Raw genomic sequence first — 20582 nt, 5'->3', positions numbered from 1 at the left:
ACGAAGCCTTTCAACCGCAGCCAAACATGAAATCTGGTTTCGGGAATGCCCGGGACCTCGGAGGATGAATGACGACCGCCGCTACGACCAATGCGCAGGAGATCACCGGTGTGCCCGACATGAAGGTGTCGGTGCGTCAGGTGTTCGGGATCGACAGCGACCTTGAGGTGCCGGCCTTTTCCGCAAGCGACCCGCATGTCCCCGAAGTCGACGCCGACTACCGCTTCGACCGCGCCACGACGCTTGCGATCCTGGCCGGCTTCGCCAAGAACCGCCGTGTGATGGTGACTGGATACCACGGGACCGGCAAGTCGACCCATATCGAGCAGGTCGCGGCGCGCCTCAACTGGCCGTGCGTGCGCGTCAACCTCGACAGCCACATCAGCCGTATCGACCTCGTCGGCAAGGACGCGATCGTGGTCAAGGACGGCAAGCAGGTCACCGAGTTCCGCGACGGCATCCTGCCCTGGGCGCTGCAGCACAACGTCGCCCTGGTGTTCGACGAATATGACGCCGGCCGCCCGGACGTGATGTTCGTGATCCAGCGCGTGCTCGAAGTTTCGGGCCGGCTGACGCTGCTCGACCAGAACAAGGTGATCAAGCCACACCCGGCGTTCCGCCTGTTCGCCACCGCCAACACCATCGGCCTTGGCGATACTTCGGGCCTCTATCACGGCACGCAGCAGATCAACCAGGGCCAGATGGACCGCTGGTCGATCGTCACGACGCTGAACTACCTCGCCCATGACGAGGAGGTCGAAATCGTGCTGGCCAAGGCCAAGCATTACCGGAATGCGCAGGGCCGCGACACCGTCAACAAGATGGTGCGGCTCGCCGACCTGACGCGCAACGCCTTCGCCAATGGTGATCTGTCCACGGTGATGAGTCCGCGCACGGTGATCACCTGGGCCGAGAACGCCGAGATCTTCGGCGACATCGGCTTCGCATTCCGCGTCACCTTCCTCAACAAATGCGACGAGCTCGAGCGTCCGCTGGTGGCGGAGTTCTATCAGCGCTGCTTCAATGCGGAGCTGCCGGAATCCGCCATCAACGTCGCGCTGAGCTGACGCGGCCTGTTGTTGAGATGTCGTCCCGGCGAATGCCGGGACCCATACTCTGAGAAATTTCAGTAAGGCGATGCTGTCAGAACACGGGACAACAACTTCCGCTGGTGATTCTGGCTCCTGGCGTTCGCCGGGACGACGGCGGTGAGGTGGCGATGACGACATCGAACAGCAAATTCCGCACCGGAACCAAGGAAGCCCCGACCGAGCCGTTCAAGCGCTCGGTGACGGGCTGCCTGCGCGCCATCGCCAAGGCGCCCGAGCTCGAAGTCTCGTTCGCGGCCGAGCGGCCGGGCCTCGCGCCGGGCAAGGCGCGGCTGCCGGAGCCGGCGCGCAAGATGACCAAGCGCGACGCCGCAATCGTGCGCGGCCACGCCGACTCGATCGCGCTGAAGCTCGCCTGTCATGATCCGAAGGTGCACCGCAAGCTGATCCCCGGCAATCCGCAGGCGCGCGGTGTGTTCGAGGCGGTCGAGCAGGCGCGCGTCGAGGCGATCGGTGCGCGGCGCATGGCCGGCGTCGCCAAGAATCTCACGGCGATGCTCGACGATCATTTCCATCGCGGCAAATATGACGAGATCACCGATCGCGCCGACGCGCCGCTGTCGGATGCACTGGCGATGATGGTGCGCGAGCGGCTCACCGGCATGGCGCCGCCGAACGCGGCGCGCAAGGTGGTCGATCTCTGGCGTCCGTTCCTGGAGGACAGGATCGGTCAGCGTCTCGATGAGCTTGGCCGCTTCACCGAGGATCAGGCCAAATTCGGCGACCTCGTTCACGATCTGCTGTCGGCGCTCGATCTCGGCGACGAGCGCAATGCGGATTCGGAAGAGGACGAGGACAACGACGACAATCGCGATGGCGACAACGAGCAGTCCGGCGCCGAGGGCTCGCCCGATTCCGACGCTGCGCAGGAGATGAGCGCCGACCAGGCGCAGACGACCTCGGACGAGATGTCGGAGAGCGCGATGGAGGCTGCCCAGGCCTCGGCGTCCGATACGCTCGACGACGGCGAGCTCGGCGACGACGAGACGCCGGGCGAGGCGACGCGACCGAACCGCGGCGGCGCCAACGAGCCGCGCGGTCCCGAGTATCACGCCTTCGCGCCGAAATTCGATGAGATCATCGCCGCCGAGGATCTGTGCGATCACGACGAACTGGAGCGGTTGCGCTCCTATCTCGACAAGCAGCTGGCGCATCTGCAGGGCATCGTGGCGCGGCTCGCCAACCGGCTGCAGCGGCGGCTGATGGCGCAGCAGAACCGCGCCTGGGAGTTCGATCTCGAGGAGGGCATCCTCGATCCGGCCCGGTTGTCGCGTGTCGTCATCGATCCCTACCAGCCGCTGTCGTTCATGCGCGAAAAGGAAGCGACCTTCCGCGACACCGTCGTCACCCTGCTGCTCGACAATTCCGGCTCGATGCGCGGGCGGCCGATCACGGTGGCTGCGACGTGCGCCGACATTCTCGCCCGCACCTTGGAGCGCTGCGGCGTCAAGGTCGAGATCCTCGGCTTCACGACGCGGGCCTGGAAGGGCGGACAGTCGCGCGAGGCCTGGCTCGCGGCCGGAAAGCCGGCCAATCCCGGCCGCCTCAACGATCTCCGCCACATCATCTACAAGTCCGCCGATGCGCCGTGGCGCCGTGCGCGCAAGAATCTCGGCCTGATGATGCGCGAAGGGCTGCTCAAGGAGAACATCGACGGCGAGGCGCTCGACTGGGCGCACAAGCGCCTGCTCGGGCGTCCCGAGCAGCGCAAAATCCTGATGATGATCTCGGACGGCGCCCCGGTCGACGACTCCACGCTGTCGGTCAATCCCGGCAACTATCTGGAGCGGCATCTGCGCCACATCATCGAGGAGATCGAGACCCGCTCACCGGTCGAGCTGATCGCGATCGGCATCGGCCACGACGTCACGCGCTATTATCGCCGTGCGGTCACGATCGTCGACGCCGAGGAGCTCGGCGGCGCCATCACCGAGAAGCTCGCCGAATTGTTCACCGAGACCCACGCGGCGCCGCAGCCTGCGCACGGGCAGAAGCGCAAGCTGCATTCCTGAGCCCGGCCTTGGCCGGTTGCGTCCCTCCTCCGCAGCGGAGGAGGTGTGGGGGAGGGGGCCCCGCCGCCGATGTCGCTGGATGCGCTCTCTGATCGCAGGCGCGTCCTTGCGCTGACCATGGGCGGAGTGTCCGCCCTCGCATGGTCCAGCACGGCCCGCGCGCAGCTCGCGCCGACGCCTGTGCGGAGGCGCGCCGTCACCGACGAGCACTCCGTCACGTCAGCGGTCAGGATCGAGGTCAAGGCGCGGCCATTGCCTGCGTTCGACCTGCGCGACCGCACCCGCCTCAGGTTCGGCTTGCTGGACTATCGCAGCGGCGTGGCGCTGACCTCGGCCTATCCAGGCTTCGGCGGGCTGTCCGGCCTCCGGCTCGATGCCAAGGGCGAACACTTCCTCGCCATCAGCGACAAGGGCGGCTGGTTCACCGGGCGCATTGCGTATTCCGGCCGCGACATCGCGGGGCTCGCGGATGTCGAGGCGGCGCCGCTGCTCGGGCCCGACGGGCGGCCCATCACCGATCGCGGCTGGTACGATTCCGAGTCCCTCGCGCGCGATGGCGACATCGTCTATGTCGGCCTGGAGCGCGTCAATCAGCTGCTGCGCTACGACTTCGCCAAGGGTGGGACCGGCGCGCGCAGTGAGATCGTGCCGCTGCCGCCGGCCGCCAGGCGCCTGCCGAACAACAAGGGGCTGGAAGCGCTGGTGGTGGTGCCGAAGGGCCTGCCGCTCGCCGGCACCTTGATCGCGCTCTCCGAGCGCGGCCTGGACGCCAACGGCAATCTGCTGGCGTTCCTGGTCGGTGGTCCGTCCGCGGGACAGTTCGGCATCGTCCGCAGCAATGATTTCGACGTCAGCGATGCGGTGCTGCTGCCGTCGGGTGACCTGCTGGTGCTGGAACGGAAGTTCTCCCTGTTCACGGGAGTAGGCATCCGGATCCGCCGCATCCGTCTTGCCGACATTGCACCGGGCGCGCTGGTCGACGGCCCCGCAATCTTCTCCGCCGATCTCGGCCAGGAGATCGACAATCTCGAGGGCATCGACGCGCATGTCACGCCGGAGGGCGAGACCGTGCTGACCCTGGTGTCCGACGACAATTTCTCGATGATCCAGCGGACCCTGCTGCTGCAGTTCACGCTGATGCAATGAGCCGCGACGTCGCTGCAGCCGCCCGCGTTGACCGCGGCCCATCGATGATCGACACTCGCGGCCGTCAGATCATCGCGTCAACATTCCCAGCCTGGAACTCAGCATGAGCGTTCTGTTCTCTCCGATCAAGCTGCGCAGTCTCGAACTCGCCAACCGCATCATGGTGTCGCCGATGTGCCAGTACTCGGCCGATGATGGCGCGGCCAATGACTGGCATTTCACGCACATCAACACGCTGGCGCTGTCGGGCGCGGCGATGTTCTGCATCGAGGCGACGCATGTCGAGCCGATCGGGCGTATCACGCCCGGCTGTCTAGGGCTGTGGGACGACGCGACCGAAGCAGCACTGAAGCCGATCTTGGCGTCGGTCCGCAAACATTCAAAGGCCGCCGTTGCAATGCAGCTCGCCCATGCCGGGCGCAAGGGATCGAGCCAACGGCCATGGGACGGCGGTCAGCAGATTCCGCTGGAGCAAGGTGGCTGGCAGACGGTGGCGCCGTCCGCGATCGCGCACAAGGAGGGCGAGCTGGCGCCGCTTGCGGTCGATGCCGCCGGGCTGGTGCGCATCCGCGACGCCTTCGTCGACGCCGCCAAGCGCGCCGAACGACTCGGCATCGACGCGCTCGAACTTCATGGCGCCCACGGCTATCTGCTGCATCAGTTCCTGTCGCCGCTCGCCAATCAGCGTACCGATCAATACGGCGGCTCGCTCGAAAACCGCATGCGGTTTCCACTGGAAGTCTTCGACGCCGTGCGCGAGACATTCCCCGCCGACAAGCCGGTCGGCGTACGCGTCTCGGCGACCGATTGGGTCGAAGGTGGCTGGGACCTGCCGCAGACGATCGCCTTCGCCGAGGCACTGAAACATCGCGGCGTCGACTGGATCGACGTTTCCTCTGGCGGTGTCTCTCCGTTGCAGAAGATCACGCTCGGACCCGGCTATCAGGTGCCGTTCGCTGAGGCCGTGAAGCAGGCGACGGGACTTCCAACCATGGCGGTCGGCCTCATCACGCAGGCGCAGCAAGCCGAGGAGATCGTTGCATCGGGCAAGGCCGACATGGTCGCGCTCGCCCGCGGCATGCTCTACGATCCGCGCTGGGGCTGGCATGCTGCCGCCGAGCTTGGCGGACAGGTGTCGGTGCCTCCGCAATATTGGCGCTCGCAGCCGTCGTCGCACAAGGAGCTGTTTGGCAGGACGACGTTCGGCGCACGCTAAACGCTCGCCTTTTAAGGCCGGTCCCGCTTGTCACGGTAATCGATTCCAGGCAGCATCCGGATAGACTGCCGCATGTGGCGGCCATGGCCAGCGATGTTCGCCGAGCGGTTCGTGACAGACCAGGATCTCAGCAGCAAGCTCAAGCGTGCCGGCGTCTGGCGCCGCCTGGGTGCCGTGCTGATCGACATGACGGCTATCGCGGTCGTGCTGCAAGTCTGCGCGCTGGTGCTGTTTCCCTTGAGCCACGGGCACATTCAGTTCGCCGACGGCGTCTATGCCATCAGTTGCAGAAAGCTTGACGCGATCCCGCCCGGGGTCGCCATACCTGCCGATCTCAAGCCGAACCGGATCGTCGATTGCACAAACGCCGTGTTCGGTCTGCCCTCCGCTCGGATGCTGCGGGTCGCACAGGTCACGCAGGAAGGTCCGTTCACCAAGGAAATCCACATCGACAGTATGCTCGATGCCGAGGGCACTCCGATCAAGGGTCTCTCGCTCGGACTTTTCCTGCTGCCGCTGTTGCTGGCTTGGCGCGCCATGTTCGACATCAACGCCGGTACGCCAGGCCGACGGATCTGCCGTAGTCGCCTGGCGAGCGCAGATGGCAGTGCGGTGACGAACGCCGCGGTCAGACGGCGTTACGGCCTGCTGATTCTGATCGCGAGTCCAGCGTTGATCTGGCCGGTCGTGGTGTCATTCCTGGACATTGCCGCGCTACCCGCATCTCTCCTCCTTGGCCTGACGCTCGCATCCTATTGTCCGCTGCTGATTGTCGGCCTCGCCGCATGGCGACAGGTCTACACCCGGACGGATGCTTGGTACGACCGGTTTGCTGCAACCGCCGTCTATTGCCTTGACCGGAGTGAGGCGAGTGTCGAGCCGCCACCTCCGCTCGCGGACGGGCCAGTGCGCGTGCAGCGGAGCTACCTTGTCCGTCATTGGCGCGGTGAGCTGTCCTTGGCCGCGTCGTACTGGGTCAATGGAGCGCTGCTTGGCGTGATTGCGACGCTAGCGATCGCGGTCGCGACCTCGCTGGTCGTGCAGCAGGGGTTCGATGCGCAGCCGGTGCCGGCGCTCGTCCTGATCTGCGTGATATGGCTCTGCATCTCGTTGTTCACGCTTTGGCAGACCGTCGGCATCTGGCGCTCGGCGACGCGCTATCGCGACGCCGGCGACAGCGCATGGGGCGGCATCGCGAAGATCATGGTCGCGCTCGGTGTCGGAATCACGCTTTGGCATTTCTTCACGCAAGGCCTGCCGCAGATCGCAGGCATTGCGGAAATCGTTGCCGGCGACAGCGCGCTGGGACCGCATCAGTTCAGGGTCCTTGCCTCTGGCGAGCTGCTGGAATTCACCGGCGGCATCAAATTCGGCGTGGCCAAGGAGCTGGAGGGTTTCCTGAGCGCGATGCCGGAGGTCAAGACGGTGCGGCTCGACTCCACTGGAGGCCGCATCCGCGAGGCGCAAGCGATGTCCGATCTCATCAAGGCGCGTGGATTGTCGACCATGGTCGAGAAGCAATGCTTGTCAGCCTGCACCATTGTCTTCCTGGGTGGCAAGGACCGGGTCATCCTGTCAGATGCACGGCTCGGATTCCACCAACCCTCCTATCGGGGAATCACCTCCGCCGAGCGCAGCCGAACCATAGCAATCGAGGAAGAACGGCTGCAGAAACTGGGATTGACCCGCGCCTTTGCCGAACGCGCCAACAGCGCTGAGCCGAACTCGATGTGGTTTCCAGATCATGCCGAGCTGCTCAGAGAGCATGTCGCGACCGAAGTCTTGCCCGCGCACGCAACGGCCGCGGCTGCCACGGCAAAAACGGTTCGGACCATTGCGGTGGATGCAGGCACCGCCGCGGACCGCGGGCAGGCGGCTGCGCCCCCGTGGCCGCGGCCCACGGTCTCCGTGCCCCTGCCGCCGGACCTCGTCCAGCGGCTTCAATCGTCAAAGCCTCCTGGTCGCTTCCCGTCGCCCGTCACGGGCCTCAAATAGCCGCGAGTTGCGGTGTCGCGTGCTCGTCCGCGACACCGGCGGTGATTGTCGACGTCTCGCGACGTGCTAGACTTCGCAAACCACGTGCGGCGCTGCCGACTCCGTTGGTCGTGTCTTCGTCTCGCGTGACGATGAGTGCATCGCAAAGATGCGCCGCAAAACAAACGCGAGAGGAAAGCACCATGGAAATCGGATACTTCACGATGCCGTCGCATCCGCCGGAGTGCGGATTGAAGGAGGGCCAGGAGTGGGACCTGCAGGTCCTGCGCTGGCTCGATGAGTTCGGCTATCAGGAAGCGTGGATCGGCGAGCATCATACCGCGCCGTGGGAGCCGCACCCGGCGCCCGACCTGATCCTGGCGCAGGCCTTCCGCGAGACCAAGAACATCCGGTTGGGGCCTGGTGGATTCCTGCTGCCCTATCATCACCCCGCCGAACTCGCCAATCGCGTCGCGATGCTCGACCATCTGTCCGACGGTCGGCTCAATTTCGGCATTGCCGCCTCGGGACTGCCGAGCGACTGGGCGATGTTCAACGTCGACGGCATGAGCGGCCAGAACCGCGAGATGACGCGTGAGGCGCTGGAGATCATCCTGCGGCTGTGGTCCGAGCCCGCACCGTTCACCCACAAGGGCAAATACTGGACGGTGACCAAGCCGGACGTGATGTTCGATTTCCTCAAGCCGCACATCAAGCCGGTGCAGGCGCCGCATCCGCCGATCGGGGTCGCCGGGCTGTCGAAGAACTCCGACACGCTGAAGCTCGCGGGCGAGCGCGGCTTCATTCCGATGAGCCTCAACCTCAACCCGGCCTATGTGTCGTCGCACTGGGACTCGGTCGAGGCCGGCGCCGCCAAATCCGGCCGGACGCCCAGTCGCAGCGATTGGCGGCTGGTGCGCGAAGTGTTCGTTGCCGAGACCGACGAGGAGGCCTGGCGTTTGTCCTCCGGCGACATGATGGGCCGGATGATGGGCGAATACTTCCTGCCCTTGCTCGGCCATTTCGGCTTCAAGGACTATCTGAAGCATGCGCCTGATGTGCCGGATTCCGACGTCACCGTCGACTATTGCGCCAAGCGCAACTGGATCATCGGCTCGCCGGCCACGGTGACCGAGAAGATCGAGAAGATCTGGCATGAGGTCGGCGGATTCGGCACGCTCTGCGTCTTCGGCTTCGACTACAAGCACAAGCCGGAAGCCTGGCACAATTCGCTGCGGCTGCTGAAGCAGGAAGTCCTGCCGAGGTTGCGCCATCTCAATGCCGGCCTGACCAAGGCCGCCTAATCTCCGACGCCAGCATTCGCTGTCCCTCTCGGGTGCACCTCAGCGAATGCTGGCGTCAAAGGAAAACTAGCTAAAATTTTCGCGCGAGTGCAGCTTCGGATTTGACGTTTGGGTGACGGTATTGCCGTTAGGAGGGGATCCAAGCGTCGAATCCGCTGCACGCGTGTGGCGGATTCGATAGTCGGGGGCAGGTCATGCGGTTTCGCGTCAGGAAGTTTGCCCATATCCTCGAGCGCTCGGGCCTGGCTCTGGCAGGCGCCGCCTGCGGCGTCTTCGTCGCAGCGCATGTCGGCTCCAGCGTACCGTTGCTGACCACGCAGGGCTTCCTGGTGTTGATGATGCTCTCCGGGGCATTGGGCTTCTATCTCGGTATCGACACGCCGCAGCTTCCGTTTCATCCCCACGATGAGGCGTCTCCGGAGGAGCCGAAGATCGATACGGCCGAATTCCTGAGCGCCGTCGGCACTTTCCTTGCGACCCTGACGGCGTTCTTCGCCGTCGCCATCATCATCCTGCGCGAAGATCCGCACATCGCCTGGACGTCGCTGATCATGCTCGGCTGGATCATCGGCGTGATCATGCAGATCGTTGCCGGCGCGATCGCGCGTCTGCGGAGCTGATTTCGCTGTTCATTTTTTGGGCTATCGCTGTCGCGAGTTTCATCTTGCGGCCGCGCTGGCGGCTGTGTGAGCCTCTACGTCACGGGGCTCGACCTGTGAGCAGCGTCGTCTGCGGCGCAACGTGCGACCGAGACAGGTCCTGGTGACGTTTCCAAAGCGTCGCCCGTGGTCGTGTCGGGGCCTATTTCTGCAGCGGCGCGCGCGGACGATCCAACAGTCCATGCGCCCAGAGCAAGCGTCACATCAGAAGCCGCATGGCGACATCGTGCACGTTGGCGCGCTTGATGCATCGCGGCGATCGAAAACATTTGGGAAGTTCATCATGTTGAAACGGGTGTTGCTCGGTCTGGTCGTCGGCTGCGGATTGACCGCCGTGCATGCGGAGGAGCCGAAGCTCGGCGGGGTGGTCAACGCGGTCATCCAGCCCGAGCCGCCAGGCCTGATGCTGGCGATGGTCCAGAACGGCCCGACCCAGATGGTATCGGGCAACATCTTCGAAGGCCTGCTGCGCTACAGCCCGAAGCTCGAGCCGCTGCCCGGCCTCGCCGAAAGCTGGACCATCAGTCCGGATGCCAAGGTCTATACCTTCAAGCTCAAGCCGGGCGTCACCTGGCACGACGGCAAGCCCTTCACCTCGGCCGACGTGCTGTTCTCGATCGAGATGCTGAAGCAGACCCACGCGCGCGCCCGCAACAACCTCGTCATGGTCGAGAAGGTGGAGGCGCCGGACGACCTGACCGTGGTGTTCACGCTGAAGGAGCCGTTCGGCCCGTTCATCGGCATCTTCGAGGTCGGCTCGATGCCGATGGTGCCGAAGCATCTCTATGACGGCACCGACTACAAGACCAATCCCAACAACAATACGCCTGTCGGCACCGGCCCCTTCATGTTCAAGGAATGGCAGAAGGGCTCGTTCATCCGCCTCGTGAAAAACCCCAACTACCACGAGAAGGGCAAGCCCTATCTCGACGAGATCTACTGGCAGATCATTCCCGACGCGGCCGCGCGCTCGGTCGCGTTCGAGACCGGCAAGGTCGACGTGCTGCCCGGCGGCTCGATCGAGAATTTCGACGTGCCGCGGGTTTCCAAGCTACCCGGCGCCTGCGTCACCGGCGCCGGCTGGGAATTCTTCTCGCCGATATCCTGGCTGTGGCTGAACAACCGCAATCCCATTCTCGCCAACAAGAAGGTGCGGCAGGCGATCATGTACGCCGTCGACCGCGACTTCGCCAAGGACGTGATCTGGAACGGCCTGGGCAAGGTCGCCACTGGCCCGTCCGTGTCGACGATCAAGTTCTACAGCGACGACGTGCCGAAATACGCTTACGACCCGGCCAAGGCCAAGGCGCTCTTGAAGGAGGCCGGCTACAAGGGCGAGAAGATCCGCATGCTGCCGCTCGCCTATGGCGAGACCTGGCAGCGCTGGGGCGAGGCCGTGAAGCAGAATCTGCAGGACGTCGGCATGAACATCGAGACGATCGCGACCGACGTGCCCGGCGGCAACCAGAAGATCATGGAGTGGGACTACGACATCGCCTTCACCTATCTCTATCAGTACGGCGATCCCGCGCTCGGCGTCTCCCGCAACTATATCACCTCGGCGATCGCCAAGGGCCAGCTGTTCAACAACGTTGAGGGCTATTCCAATCCCGAGGTCGACAAGCTGTTCGCGGACGGTGCCACGGCGCCGACGGACGCCAAGCGCAAGGAGGCCTACGACAAGGTGCAGAAGATCCTGGCCGAGGACGTCCCCGTGGCCTGGCTGCTGGAGCTGCAGTTCCCGACCATCACCAAATGCAAGGTGAAGAACCTCATCACCACCGGCATCGGCGTCAATGACGGCTTCCGCGACGCCTGGCTCGACAAATAGGGGTATGTCGCGGGGCGCGGCCATGGACGCCGCGCTCCGCTGCATCATCGATCCTGCCGCGCCGACCACCACGGGCCTTTCATGCTCTCCTTCATCGCCCAGCGCCTCGTGAAGGGCGTCATCGTCCTACTCGCCATCATCGTACTGAACTTTTTTCTCATCCGGCTGGCGCCGGGTGATCCCGCCGTAGTCATGGCCGGTGAGGCCGGCGCCTCCGACCAGATCTTCGTGGCGCAGCTGCGCGAGAAATTCGGGCTCGATCGTCCGCTGCCGGAGCAGCTTCTCATCTACGTCAAGGGCATCGCCAGCCTCGACCTCGGCTTCTCGTTCCGCCAGCAGGCCCCGGTCGCCAGGCTGATTGCCGAGCGGCTGCCGGCGACCTTGCTGCTGACGCTCACGGCGTTTGCCATCTCGCTCGGTCTCGGCATCCTGTTCGGCGTGCTGGCGGCGCGCTTTGCCGGCACCGTTCTCGATACAGCGATCACGGTGCTCGCACTGGTCTTCTACGCCACGCCGCTGTTCTGGATCGCGCTGATCGCGATCCTGCTGTTCTCGGTCTGGGCCGACTGGCTGCCGAGCTTCGGCTACGAGACCGTCGGCGCGGGCTATGTCGGTCTCCGCCATGCGCTCGACGTCGGCGCGCATCTGGTGATGCCGGCCGCAACGCTCGGCCTGTTCTTCATGGCGACCTACACCCGCATGACCCGCGCCTCGATGCTGGAGGTCAAGCGGCTCGATTTCGTCAAGACTGCACGGGCCAAGGGGCTGCGCGACGGCGTCATCCTGCGCCGGCACGTCCTGCGCAATGCGCTGCTGCCGGTGGTCACGCTGGCGGGCGTCCATGCCGGAACGCTGGTCGGCGGCGCCGTGCTGACCGAGACGGTGTTCGCGTGGCCCGGGATCGGCCGGCTGATGTATGACGCGCTGATCCAGCGCGACTACAATCTGCTCCTCGGCGTGTTCGTGGTCTCCTCGGCCATGGTGCTGATCTTCAACCTCGTCACCGATCTCGTCTACCGTCTGGTCGATCCTCGCATCGAGTTCTCGGCATGAGGCAGTTCTGGCGGACCATGCTGCGTAGCCCGAGCGGCGTCATCGGACTGGTCATCCTGCTTCTGGCGATCCTGATCGCCGTGACCGGACCGTTCTATTTCCCGAACTCGCCGTGGCGCATGGTGCAGCGGCCGTTCGTGGCCCCGTTCACGCTGTCCGCCGTGCCGCTCGGCACCGATGCACTGGGACGCGACGTGCTCGCCGGGCTGATCTTCGGTGCGCGCGTGTCTTTGTTGGTCGGCCTCGTTTCGACGCTGGTGGCGCTGATCGTCGGCGTGCCGCTCGGCGCCATCGCTGGCTATTTCGGCGGCCGCGTCGACGACGCGCTGATGCGCTTCACCGAGTTCTTCCAGACCATCCCGAGCTTTGCGCTCGCCATCGTGCTGGTCGCGATCCTGCAGCCCTCGATCTATTCGATCGTTGCCGCGATCGGTCTCGTCAGCTGGCCGCCGGTCGCACGGCTGGTGCGCGGCGAGGTGCTGAGCCTGCGCACCCGCGAATACGTCCAGGCCGCGATCGTCACGGGGCAGAGCAACTCGTGGATCATCTGGCGCGAGATCCTGCCCAACGCGCTGTCGCCTGTCATCGTGCTGGCTTCGCTGATGGTCGCGACCGCCATCCTGCTGGAGTCATCGCTGTCGTTCCTCGGCCTCGGCGATCCCAACCTGATCTCATGGGGCTACATGGTCGGCGCCGGCCGCACCGTCATTCGGCAGGCGTGGTGGATCACGGTGTTCCCCGGCGTCGCGATCCTGCTGTCGGTGCTCGGCCTCAATCTGATCGGCGAGGGGTTGAACGATGCGCTCAACCCGCGCCTCTCGCGAGAGGGCAGGTGAGCGGTGTTTGACCATTGCTGTCGTAGGGTGGGCAAGGCGCAACGCGCCGTGCCCACCGATTGCCAAGCTCAGCTGCCGATGGTGGGCACGCTCCACTTTGCCCACCCTACGGACCGGTGGCGGTGAGGCATGGCTGATCCCGTCGTTGCCATCAAAAATCTCCGCATCGCGCTGCCCAAGGGTGCCGAGCGTGCGCATGCCGTCGATGGCGTGTCGTTCGATCTCACGGCCGGCAAGATCGTCTGCGTCGTCGGCGAGTCCGGCTCCGGCAAGTCGATGTGCGCGCATGCGCTGCTCGGCCTGTTGCCGGATACGGTCAACGTCGAGGGCGGCGAGATTCGCTTCGACGGCCGCGACCTGCTCACCGTGGATGAAGATGGCTGGCGCGATCTGCGCGGCCGGCGCATAGCGATGGTGTTCCAGGAGCCGATGACCGCGCTCAATCCCTTGATGCGCATCGGCGACCAGCTGATGGAGGTGTTCGAGGCGCACGACCTGCTGACGCCGCGGGAGCGCCGCGCCAAGGCGCTGGCGCTGGTGCGCGAGGTCGGGCTGCCCGATCCGGAGCGCATCATCCGCGCCTATCCGCATCAGCTGTCCGGCGGCCAGCGCCAGCGCGCGATGATCGCAATGGCGCTGGCGCTCGAGCCGGCGGTGCTGGTCGCCGACGAGCCGACCACCGCGCTCGATGTCACGACGCAGGCGCAGATCCTGAAGCTGATCCGCAACCTGCAGGCCAGCCACAACATGGCGGTGATGTTCATCACCCATGATTTCGGCGTCGTCGCGGACATCGCCGACCAGGTCGTGGTGCTCCGTCATGGCAAGGTGGTGGAGGAGGGCGCGGCCGAGGCCGTGCTGGGCAATCCCCGGCACGACTACACCAAGGCGCTGCTCGCGGCCGTGCCGTCCTTCGACCCGCCGCCGCGCCAGTCGCGCGAGGATGCGCCGCGCGCCGTGGAGGTGATCGGTCTCGACAAGACCTACGTGACGCCGACCGGCTGGTTCCGGCCGAACCGCGAAACGTGCGCCGCGCATGCGGTGAATTTCGCGATCCATCAGGGCGAGACGCTCGGTCTCGTCGGTGAATCCGGCTCAGGCAAATCGTCGGTCGCGCGGCTGGTGATGCGGCTGATCGAGGCCGATCGCGGCACCGTGCGCATCGGCGACATCGACCTCACGCGGCTTTCGGGCCGCGCACTGCGGGCGCAGCGCCATCGCATCCAGATGATCTTCCAGGATCCGTTTGCCTCGCTGAACCCGCGCCGCAAGGTCGGCCGCATCATCGCCGACGGCATGGTCGCGCGTGGCACGCCGATCGCCGCTGCGCTGCAGCGCACGCAGGAGCTGCTCGCTCTCGTCGGGCTCGATGCCGGCGCCATCGGCCGCTATCCGCACGAATTCTCCGGCGGCCAGCGCCAGCGCATCGGCATTGCGCGTGCGCTCGCGCTCGATCCGGAGATCATCGTCGCCGACGAAGCGGTGTCCGCGCTCGACGTCTCCGTGCAGGCGCAGGTGCTGCTTCTGTTGGAAGATCTGAAAGCGCGGCTCGGTCTATCAATGCTGTTCATCACCCATGATCTGCGCGTGGCCGCGCAGATCTGCGATCGGATTGCTGTGATGCAGAAGGGCGAGATCGTCGAGCTGAAGCCCACGGCGGCGCTGTTTGCCAATCCGGAGCACGCTTATACGCGCGAGCTACTCGCCGCCGTGCCCGGCCGCAAGCAGCAGGTCGTCTGATGGTTTACGTGAATGTGTTGCAACACAATTGGCGCATTCCGGTTATAACAGATGCTGTCTCGACGACGCAGTTGGCATATCCGCACCAGTGGTTCCGAACAGCACCTGCTTCCGAGACAGCGAGCGCGCGCCCGGCTTCGCCGAAACCGTCATTGAACGGTGGCCGTCTTGTGCGAGTCTCGCGCGCGCTGCGGCAACGGCGTTCACCATTCCAACGAGGACATCACCATGTCAGAGCGAAGGCCCAAGGCCACCGTGCTCGAAGCCAACAAGGCTTTCAAGCCGGCCGAGCCGGCGAGAACTGACTATGAAAAAGCGCAGAACGCCTTCGACCAGAACCGGGAGCGGTTGAAGGCTGAGCGCCTGGCGCGTGAAGCGGCTGTTCGCGACCGCAAACAGCCGGAAAAGCTGGCTTGAACGCCAGCTCCGTTCGCGTCGATCGACCGGCCTGCCGGCCCCTTGCCTAGCTACGCGGCGTCGCGGGTGTGAGCTGGCCCTGCGGCCGTTCGCGCTCAGTCCGCGTTGATGTCGTCGAGGGGAGCACGCCCGCCCGCGCCACGGGCACCTTCTTGACCGGCGCCGGCAGCAGCCCTTCGCGGATGGCCTGCTTGCGCGCGACCTTGCGCTGACGCCGGATCGCGTCTGATTTCTCGCGCGTCTTGCGCTCCGACGGCTTTTCGTAGGACCTGCGGCGCTTCATTTCACGAAAGACACCCTCGCGCTGCATCTTCCTCTTCAGGATGCGCAATGCCTTTTCGACGTCGTTGTCACGCACAAGAACCTGCAAAAGCGTCCTCCTTACCTTCATCTCGCGATGAATTCTGTGTTGTTGAGTTGATAGGCGCTGCGCCTGATAGGGCGTCGCGTTCAACAGGCGACTTCAATCAAATGAACGTTGTTCGTCGCGATCAGACACGGTGATCCCCTTCGTTGGAAGGCGGGAGCACGAATGTGTCTCTCAGCCATCGAAGGCCTTGCCCGATACCGATGGTGTTCTGAAGATAAGGCCTGTGGGCGGGGAACGCCAGCTTTGTCGGTCCCGAGCCTTGCCGCCAGGAAAACTATTTCCCCCCGCGGCCTTGTAATCCCCAGGAAAGTCTCTACCTTGGGGTCGTTCGATTAGCCGCTGTGCCTTTCTGAATGTGCCCGTGGGCTATTTCCAAAGTCATTGCTCAGTTGAATGAGATCGCGTGATGGTCGCGCGATGAATGATTTGGAGATAGACATGCAAGGTACTGTCAAGTGGTTCAACGGCCAGAAGGGCTTTGGTTTCATTCAGCCGCAGGATGGCGGGAACGACGTGTTCGTTCACATCAGCGCCGTTGAGCGCGCTGGTCTGGCTGGTCTGGCCGAGGGCCAGAAGGTGAACTTCGAGGTCAAGACCGACAAGATGCGCGGCAAGACCAGCGCAGAGAATCTCTCGCTGGCCTGATCGCACTGATCTGACGTCTCGTCCGACGTCACGGGCCATTTCACGGATGTACTGAAATGGCTGGTTTGCCCGCTCGATCCCGTATTGAGCGGGCTTTCTGCGTCTCGACGATAACCCGTCTCTTCGGAAGGATCAGTCGATGACCACCAAGAAGCTGTCGGAGCGTTCTCCCGAAAGCGTGGCGCGGGCAGAGCGTCAGCGCGTCGCTGCCGAAGACGGAGCAAAGGCGCGTGCCGAATGGGATCAGCGCGCGATCGCGGTCCGCAAGAACATGGAGCGGCTGCGCGTGTTGAGGCTCGCCAAGGAGGCGGAGGCTGCGCTGGCCGTCCCTGATGCCGCCCCGGCGCCGAAGCGACGGAAGAAGGTCGCTCGCTAATACCTCTCTATCTGAGGTTCCGATGGCGGATGCGCAGCAGAATTGATCGGAGCCTCAACTCCGTTGTCCGCGTTTGAAGAGACGCGGAGGTCATGCGCGCTTGCGACGCCCGACAGTGTTCCGCGTACAGATCCGACCTTCCTTGCCGAGGAGGCTGACGTGGCCAAGTCGACCGCAACAGACGTTCGCATTGCCAAAGATGATACAAGTAGCGGCGGCCATACGATCGCGTTCGCGCTCGCAATCGGGGCCACGCGACAGGTCTGTCATCTCGAAACCAGCTTCTGCACGCGCAATCAGGCGTTGGCCTATCTGCAGCGGAACCGCACGGCGTTCGAGCAGATGGCGCGCGAGCAGTTCGCCCGCGGCGAGGTGACGGACGGCGTCATCCATCTGCGGATGATCTGAGGCAATCCGCTGCGGTCGCCTTCCGAAGAAGCCGCGAGGCAGGCAAAGGCGCGCCGCGCTGCTACTCCGTCTTCTGTTTGATCGGGAGCGCCACGCGTTCATAGGATACCGGAAGATTCACCGGTCGATAGTCCTGCGACTCGGCGATCCGCATCAGCACGCTCTCATGGATGAAGGCGCCGTCGGGAATGAAGCGCGGCTCGCAATTCGGAATGTAGAATCCGAAATGCACCCGGCGCTCCGGCCATTCCTTGTACTTCGCGCTCTTCGGTACAAATTCAAGCAGGCGCCAGGCCGGCGTCATTGAATTGTGCAACTGGCCCTGAATGCTTGGCGGCACATAGGAGAACGGGCTGTTCTTGCGCTGTACGCCCCAGGCGAGTTGGTTCACCGTGCGCGGATTGACTGCGAGCCCCGCCTCGACCGCCTCGTCGATCATCCATAGCAGCGGATACTTGGAGACCGCCGATTGCACTTCGGGATAGCCGCCGCCGACGTCGGAATGGACGCCCGCGAACCATACCTGCTTGGCATCCTGCGGGCCCGCCTGAGCCTTGTTGAAGCGGTTCGGCGTGAAGGTCTGCGGCATGTCCCACGGCTTCAGCCGGAACATGCAGCGCCGCTCGTCCATCGCCGCCGCCTGGCGGAAAATCTTCACGGTTGGATTCTGGATCGTGAAGGCGAGCTCCTCGAGGCTCGGCAGCGCGAACAGGCGATCGGTGCGCGGCACGATCACGCTGGCCACCGTGTCCCACACGCCGACGAAGTGGATCGTCGGCCAGCGTGCCGAGGTGATGCGTGCGAACTGTGCGGCCTGGTCGTCGCGGTTCTCGGGGATCGGTCCCTCTTCGTCGGTACTCTCGACCTCGGTGGTGATACCGCGGCCGGCCTTCGGATTGTCGGAGGAGTACTTCTTGTAGGCGATTACGCCCGAGCCCGCGAGATTGATCTGGTCGGGCGAGATCAGTCCGATCTTGTGCACCAGGCCGGCCAGCACGCGCACGGTGTAGGCGCCGCGCGAGAAGCCGAACAGGAAGATGCGGTCGCCCTCCTCGTAGTGCGTGGCAAGGAAGCTGTAGGCGTTGATGACGTTGTCATCGAGGCCGTAGCCGGTCGCGAGCCCGAGCACGAGATTGAAATTCGCCTTGAAGCGGTGCCAGCTGTCAGGCTGAGTCAGCGTGCCGACGCCGGGATCGTAGAACACCGCCTGATGCGGCGTCGTCTTGTCGGTCTTGCGCAGACAGCGATAGAGCTTGAGGACGTTGGAAATGTTCTCGCTGATCTCGTTACCGGTGCCGTCGCAACAGATGACAATATTCTTCATGGCAAAGGAATGTCCGGAATAATGCTACCCGGGCGAGTGTAGAATATCCTGCGGAGCTTGGGGAGGCCGGTTCGTATGGCACTTCGTCCGGGGTGCAGTTGTCCCGGGGGCCGCTTTGCGTGCGGTAAGGCCGAGAGCCCGAAGCACCCGATGACGCGCAGCCATTGTGCGCACATCAGGTCACTAGGTGTGCCTTGCACGCCGTCGTCCGTGACTTCCGCGAGGCCGTGTCATCCGCAAGCAAGAACGGCCGGATCTTGCGACCCGACCGTTCCGTCTACTCAGTTCGCTCTGAGCCCTGCGCGCGATGCGCCGGACTATTGCGTCAATCTGAACTTCAGCTCGCCTGAGCGACCGGCGCAGCGTCGGCGGCCTTCTTCTCGATGGCGCGCTTCAGCTCCAGCGCACGCGGCGACAGGACGGCAGCGTTGGCCTTGAGCAGGTAGGCGTCGAGGCCGCCATTGTGGTCGACGCTCTTGAGCGCGTTGGTCGAAACGCGCAGGCGCACGTTGCGGCCGAGTGCATCGGAGATGAAGGTCACGTTGCACAGGTTCGGCAGGAAGCGCCGCTTGGTCTTGATGTTGGAGTGGCTCACCTTGTGGCCAACCTGGGGGCCCTTGGCCGTCAGTTCACAGCGCCGCGACATGGCAATAAATCCTCTCTCATCCCCGCACCCTTCGCCCACCTGTGTCGGTGGGCCGCGGGGGTCCAAAACTCGTCCAGCTCGTCTCTGGGAGATGCGGTCCTATAGGGGGGATGCGGCTTTTCGTCAAGGATTTGAGGGCCGGAGTGATGCCGATCTACCTGATGCCGAGGGGAGGGGGCGTCCGGGCCGCGTTCCGTTTGCCGCGGCGTTCCGCCGCGACGCCGCCGGTTAACCGGAAAGCTGGCGTACAATCAAGGATATAGCCGGGGCGCACGACCATATATTGGGCGTATTCGGGTGGGATGAACAATGTCCGGCGGTAGTCTGCGGAGCCGACCGGGGCCGGACAGGTTCACGCGGCCCGGCGGGACCGCAGGCGGCGGTCCGAGGGGCTATCCGGGCGCAAAGCGCTGGACAATCCGCCATTGTGGGACGGTTCGCGTTGTTCGAAGGCGTTTTTGGCTTAAGTAGCAAGGACGGTGCGCCGGATTGGCCCGGTGCTCAGGCAGGCGGATCGGCAGGATCATCCCTCACGTGACCATCATTTCGGCTCCCTTATTTCGCTTCTGCCGCCTGGTCGCGGCCGGTTCCGCCCTATGCCTGCTGCTGCTGGCGCAGAACGCCCAGGCGCAGGCCCGGCTCGATGCGCAATACACGGCGTCGCTAGCCGGTATTCCCGTAGGCAAAGGCACCTGGGCCATCGAGATTGGCGACGATCAGTATGGCGCCTCCGCGCAAGGCGGCACCGCCGGGCTGCTCAAGAGCTTCTCGCAAGGGTCGGGCACCGGCTCGGTGCAGGGGCGCGTCGTCAACGGCGCTCTGGTCGGCCAGAGCTATCAGGCCTCGACCAGCACGGGAAAGAAATCCGAGCAGATTCGCATCAATCTGCAGAATGGCAATGTGAAGGATTTTGCCATCGAGCCCGCGCCGCCGGTCGATCCCGACCGTATTCCGGTAACAGACGCGCACAAGCGTGGCGTGCTCGATCCGATGACCGCGTCGCTGGTGCGGGTGCCCGGGAATGGCGAGTTGCTAGCGCCGGAATCGTGTCATGGCGCGGCGCCGGTGTTCGACGGCCGCATGCGCTACGAGCTCAAGCTCGACTACAAGCGCATGGAGAACGTGAAGGCGGATAAGGGGTATCGCGGCCCGGCGCTGGTCTGCGCGATCTACTTCACCCCCGTTGCGGGCTACATCCCTGACCGGCCGGTCGTGAAATATCTGGCCCAGGCCCGCAACATGGAGATCTTCTTCGTGCCGATCGCGGGCACCCGCGTGCTGGTGCCGTTCAAGATGGTGATTCCGACGCCGCTGGGAACCGCAACGCTGGAGGCGACGTCGTTCATCACCCAGGCCATGCCGCACGTCGCCAAGACGCAGTAGCGGTGCGCACGACCGCTTTCCTGTGTGTCCCATGCTCGTCGTCCCGGATTCGCGCCCCGCGGTCCGAAATGTTGGTGTCACGGCACGCGCTGCTATGCCGTCCGTGCTCTCACGAATCCGTTTGACTCTTCCC

Annotated in this window: 19 protein-coding genes; 16 read left to right on the top strand and 3 right to left on the bottom strand. The window is 64.6% G+C overall.

Annotated features, from left to right (window positions below):
* Positions 1–68 precede the first annotated feature (68 nt).
* The 12 genes from cobS to S58_RS34375 all read left to right on the top strand — a co-directional run bounded on the left by cobS (position 69) and on the right by S58_RS34375 (position 15297).
* Positions 69–1067, top strand: coding sequence for a cobaltochelatase subunit CobS (gene cobS / locus S58_RS34430; RefSeq protein WP_015670061.1), 999 nt, complete (start codon positions 69–71; stop codon positions 1065–1067).
* A 152-nt stretch (positions 1068–1219) separates the two neighbouring features.
* Positions 1220–3121 (top strand): cobaltochelatase subunit CobT, encoded by a 1902-nt coding sequence (cobT, locus tag S58_RS34425; RefSeq protein WP_015670060.1) that lies wholly within the window; start codon positions 1220–1222, stop codon positions 3119–3121.
* 69 nt (positions 3122–3190) lie between these two features.
* Positions 3191–4267, top strand: coding sequence for an esterase-like activity of phytase family protein (locus S58_RS34420; protein WP_015670059.1), 1077 nt, complete (start codon positions 3191–3193; stop codon positions 4265–4267).
* Positions 4268–4370: 103 nt separating this feature from the next.
* Positions 4371–5483 (top strand): NADH:flavin oxidoreductase/NADH oxidase, encoded by a 1113-nt coding sequence (locus tag S58_RS34415; RefSeq protein ID WP_015670058.1) that lies wholly within the window; start codon positions 4371–4373, stop codon positions 5481–5483.
* A 93-nt stretch (positions 5484–5576) separates the two neighbouring features.
* Positions 5577–7478 carry a COG3904 family protein gene (locus tag S58_RS34410; protein WP_015670057.1) on the top strand — a complete coding sequence of 634 codons (1902 nt, stop codon included), beginning with the start codon at positions 5577–5579 and terminating at the stop codon, positions 7476–7478.
* Between the two features lie 182 nt (positions 7479–7660).
* The gene (locus tag S58_RS34405; RefSeq protein WP_015670056.1) at positions 7661–8761 is read left to right on the top strand and encodes an LLM class flavin-dependent oxidoreductase; all 1101 of its coding nucleotides are present in this window, start codon (positions 7661–7663) and stop codon (positions 8759–8761) included.
* Between the two features lie 194 nt (positions 8762–8955).
* Entirely contained in the window at positions 8956–9381 is a 426-nt protein-coding gene (locus S58_RS34400; RefSeq protein WP_015670055.1) for a hypothetical protein, read from the top strand.
* Between the two features lie 322 nt (positions 9382–9703).
* Positions 9704–11251 (top strand): ABC transporter substrate-binding protein, encoded by a 1548-nt coding sequence (locus tag S58_RS34395; RefSeq protein WP_015670054.1) that lies wholly within the window; start codon positions 9704–9706, stop codon positions 11249–11251.
* Positions 11252–11332: 81 nt separating this feature from the next.
* On the top strand, positions 11333–12304 hold the full coding sequence (locus S58_RS34390; protein ID WP_015670053.1) for an ABC transporter permease: 972 nt from the start codon (positions 11333–11335) through the stop codon (positions 12302–12304).
* Entirely contained in the window at positions 12301–13140 is an 840-nt protein-coding gene (locus S58_RS34385) for an ABC transporter permease (RefSeq protein ID WP_015670052.1), read from the top strand. Before S58_RS34390 ends, S58_RS34385 begins: the two co-directional genes overlap by 4 nt.
* 129 nt (positions 13141–13269) lie before the next feature.
* The gene (locus tag S58_RS34380; protein ID WP_015670051.1) at positions 13270–14880 is read left to right on the top strand and encodes an ABC transporter ATP-binding protein; all 1611 of its coding nucleotides are present in this window, start codon (positions 13270–13272) and stop codon (positions 14878–14880) included.
* A 228-nt stretch (positions 14881–15108) separates the two neighbouring features.
* Positions 15109–15297, top strand: coding sequence for a hypothetical protein (locus tag S58_RS34375; protein ID WP_015670050.1), 189 nt, complete (start codon positions 15109–15111; stop codon positions 15295–15297).
* A gap of 46 nt (positions 15298–15343) precedes the next feature.
* Here S58_RS34375 and rpsU read toward each other — a convergent pair whose 3' ends face one another.
* Positions 15344–15667 carry a 30S ribosomal protein S21 gene (gene rpsU, locus S58_RS34370; RefSeq protein ID WP_015670049.1) on the bottom strand — a complete coding sequence of 108 codons (324 nt, stop codon included), beginning with the start codon at positions 15665–15667 and terminating at the stop codon, positions 15344–15346.
* Between the two features lie 438 nt (positions 15668–16105).
* Here rpsU and S58_RS34365 point away from each other — a divergent pair, with 438 nt between their 5' ends.
* The 3 genes from S58_RS34365 to S58_RS34355 all read left to right on the top strand — a co-directional run bounded on the left by S58_RS34365 (position 16106) and on the right by S58_RS34355 (position 17096).
* Positions 16106–16312, top strand: a complete 207-nt coding sequence (locus S58_RS34365; RefSeq protein ID WP_015670048.1) for a cold-shock protein — start codon at positions 16106–16108, stop codon at positions 16310–16312.
* A gap of 139 nt (positions 16313–16451) precedes the next feature.
* Entirely contained in the window at positions 16452–16688 is a 237-nt protein-coding gene (locus tag S58_RS34360; protein WP_015670047.1) for a hypothetical protein, read from the top strand.
* 159 nt (positions 16689–16847) lie between these two features.
* The gene (locus S58_RS34355) at positions 16848–17096 is read left to right on the top strand and encodes a hypothetical protein (protein WP_015670046.1); all 249 of its coding nucleotides are present in this window, start codon (positions 16848–16850) and stop codon (positions 17094–17096) included.
* Positions 17097–17157: 61 nt separating this feature from the next.
* Here the strand turns inward: S58_RS34355 and S58_RS34350 are convergent, their stop codons facing one another.
* Together S58_RS34350 and rpmB are read right to left on the bottom strand one after the other, a co-directional pair.
* Positions 17158–18420, bottom strand: a complete 1263-nt coding sequence (locus tag S58_RS34350) for a DUF2235 domain-containing protein (protein WP_015670045.1) — start codon at positions 18418–18420, stop codon at positions 17158–17160.
* A gap of 337 nt (positions 18421–18757) precedes the next feature.
* Complete coding sequence (rpmB, locus tag S58_RS34345; RefSeq protein ID WP_015670044.1) at positions 18758–19066, bottom strand: 50S ribosomal protein L28; 309 nt, start codon at positions 19064–19066, stop codon at positions 18758–18760.
* A gap of 534 nt (positions 19067–19600) precedes the next feature.
* On the opposite strand from rpmB, the gene S58_RS34340 reads away from it, so the two are divergent.
* Complete coding sequence (locus S58_RS34340; protein WP_015670043.1) at positions 19601–20449, top strand: DUF3108 domain-containing protein; 849 nt, start codon at positions 19601–19603, stop codon at positions 20447–20449.
* Positions 20450–20582: the final 133 nt, after the last annotated feature.

Source organism: Bradyrhizobium oligotrophicum S58 (assembly GCF_000344805.1).
GTDB classification, from domain to species: domain Bacteria; phylum Pseudomonadota; class Alphaproteobacteria; order Rhizobiales; family Xanthobacteraceae; genus Bradyrhizobium; species Bradyrhizobium oligotrophicum.
This window is presented reverse-complemented; position numbering and strand designations above follow the sequence as displayed.

Excerpts from the sequence above, each read along its gene's own strand:
- S58_RS34390 (WP_015670053.1), top strand. The coding sequence starts at position 11,333 with ATGCTCTCCTTCATCGCCCAGCGCCTCGTGAAGGGCGTCATCGTCCTA.
- S58_RS34395 (WP_015670054.1), top strand. The coding sequence starts at position 9,704 with ATGTTGAAACGGGTGTTGCTCGGTCTGGTCGTCGGCTGCGGATTGACC.
- cobT (WP_015670060.1), top strand. The coding sequence starts at position 1,220 with ATGACGACATCGAACAGCAAATTCCGCACCGGAACCAAGGAAGCCCCG.
- cobS (WP_015670061.1), top strand. The coding sequence starts at position 69 with ATGACGACCGCCGCTACGACCAATGCGCAGGAGATCACCGGTGTGCCC.
- S58_RS34365 (WP_015670048.1), top strand. The coding sequence starts at position 16,106 with ATGCAAGGTACTGTCAAGTGGTTCAACGGCCAGAAGGGCTTTGGTTTC.
- S58_RS34360 (WP_015670047.1), top strand. The coding sequence starts at position 16,452 with ATGACCACCAAGAAGCTGTCGGAGCGTTCTCCCGAAAGCGTGGCGCGG.
- S58_RS34410 (WP_015670057.1), top strand. The coding sequence starts at position 5,577 with ATGTTCGCCGAGCGGTTCGTGACAGACCAGGATCTCAGCAGCAAGCTC.
- S58_RS34375 (WP_015670050.1), top strand. The coding sequence starts at position 15,109 with ATGTCAGAGCGAAGGCCCAAGGCCACCGTGCTCGAAGCCAACAAGGCT.
- S58_RS34350 (WP_015670045.1), bottom strand. The coding sequence starts at position 18,420 with ATGAAGAATATTGTCATCTGTTGCGACGGCACCGGTAACGAGATCAGC.
- S58_RS34380 (WP_015670051.1), top strand. The coding sequence starts at position 13,270 with ATGGCTGATCCCGTCGTTGCCATCAAAAATCTCCGCATCGCGCTGCCC.
- rpmB (WP_015670044.1), bottom strand. The coding sequence starts at position 19,066 with ATGTCGCGGCGCTGTGAACTGACGGCCAAGGGCCCCCAGGTTGGCCAC.
- S58_RS34400 (WP_015670055.1), top strand. The coding sequence starts at position 8,956 with ATGCGGTTTCGCGTCAGGAAGTTTGCCCATATCCTCGAGCGCTCGGGC.
- S58_RS34420 (WP_015670059.1), top strand. The coding sequence starts at position 3,191 with ATGTCGCTGGATGCGCTCTCTGATCGCAGGCGCGTCCTTGCGCTGACC.
- S58_RS34415 (WP_015670058.1), top strand. The coding sequence starts at position 4,371 with ATGAGCGTTCTGTTCTCTCCGATCAAGCTGCGCAGTCTCGAACTCGCC.
- S58_RS34405 (WP_015670056.1), top strand. The coding sequence starts at position 7,661 with ATGGAAATCGGATACTTCACGATGCCGTCGCATCCGCCGGAGTGCGGA.
- S58_RS34385 (WP_015670052.1), top strand. The coding sequence starts at position 12,301 with ATGAGGCAGTTCTGGCGGACCATGCTGCGTAGCCCGAGCGGCGTCATC.